Origin of the sequence: Actinoplanes sp. NPDC048791 (assembly GCF_040650095.1) — a bacterium.
In the GTDB taxonomy this organism is placed as follows: Bacteria; Actinomycetota; Actinomycetes; order Mycobacteriales; family Micromonosporaceae; genus Actinoplanes.
Map to the genome: position 1 here is coordinate 1 of NZ_JBEZGQ010001594.1, position 1,334 is coordinate 1,334.

The 1,334-nt window shown below is 73.9% G+C and carries 1 protein-coding gene; it reads left to right on the forward strand.

What is annotated here, in order from left to right:
• The first annotated feature begins 274 nt into the window (after positions 1 to 274).
• On the forward strand, positions 275 to 1,255 hold the full coding sequence (locus tag AB0C29_RS48800) for an alpha/beta hydrolase (RefSeq protein WP_360835245.1): 981 nt from the start codon (positions 275 to 277) through the stop codon (positions 1,253 to 1,255).
• The last annotated feature ends 79 nt before the right edge of the window (positions 1,256 to 1,334 follow it).

Below are 1,334 nucleotides of genomic sequence, written 5' to 3' on the forward strand. Positions count from 1 at the left end.
GCGTGTCGAAACCGGCCGCCTCCGCGCGGCGGGCGAGGTCGAGCCAGTCGGCGGCGTCGGTGGGCTGAGCCTGGAGCGCGAAGTCGGCCATGGCGCGATTCTGGTCCCGTCCGGGCCCGGGTGCCCGCCCGTGGCCGCCGGTTTCGCTGTCGGCGTACCCGCCGGATGGCGGGGACTTTCCGCCAGTTGGCGCTCGTCCCCAAGGGTCGCGACCACCCAAGCTGAGGACAGCGATCACACGCTTGTGATCTCCTCGAAATCAGGAGGCCCGCCCATGACGCTGTCCGTGGAGATGACGCCACCACCGTTCGACCCGGAGCTCGGCGCGGCCCTGCCCGCCATCACCGAGATGATCCCCGCCGCGCTGACCGCGGACCTGATCCCCGCCCTGCGGGCCGGCGGCCCCCTGGGCGCCCCGACCGACGACGACCTGCGCCGCGACGGCAAATTCACCCTCGAGGAGCGCACGGTCCCCGGCCTCGACGGCGACCCGGACATCTCGCTGCTCATCCTGCGGCCGACCGCCGCCACCGGCACCCTGGGCTGCGTCTACTTCACCCACGGCGGCGGCATGATCATCGGCGACAACCGCACCGGTGTGCTGGAGGCGCTGGACTGGGCCGAGGAGTTCGGCCTGGTCGTGGTGTCGGTGGAATACCGGCTGGCCCCCGAGACGCCGCACCCGGGCCCGATCAACGACTGCTACGCCGGGCTGACCTGGACCGCCGAGCACGCCGGCGAGCTGGGCTACGAGCCCGGCCGGCTGATCGTGGCGGGCGGCAGCGCGGGCGGCGGACTGGCCGCGGCGCTGGCCCTGATGGCCCGGGACAAGGGCGGACCGGCGCTGGCCGGCCAGATGCTGATCTACCCGATGCTGGACGACCGCAACGACACGTACTCGTCGCGGCAGATGGCCGGCCGCGGCATCTGGGACAGCACCGCCAACGACACCGGCTGGACGGCTCTGCTCGGCGCCGCGCGGGGCGGGCCGGATGTGTCCCCGTACGCGGCGCCGGCCCGGGAGACGGACCTGTCGAACCTGCCGCCGGCCTTCATCGACGTGGGCTCGGCCGAGACCTTCCGCGACGAGGACGTGGCCTACGCCAACCGCATCTGGCAGGCCGGCGGCCGCGCCGAGCTGCACGTCTGGCCGGGCGCGTTCCACGGCTTCGACGCGTCTGTGCCGCAGGCCGGCATCTCCCAGGAGGCCCGCGCGGCGAGAGTGCGCTGGCTGCACCGCCTGCTGGACGTCTAGCCTCGGGGAATGAAGGACCTCGCCGTCCGGCTGGCCGCGCTCGACGCCGACGCGGGCGCCGCGCTGCGGGTCATCTCGT

Bases quoted from the DNA above. Each gene is read 5' to 3' on its own strand.
- AB0C29_RS48800 (WP_360835245.1), top strand. From the start codon at position 275: ATGACGCTGTCCGTGGAGATGACGCCACCACCGTTCGACCCGGAGCTC.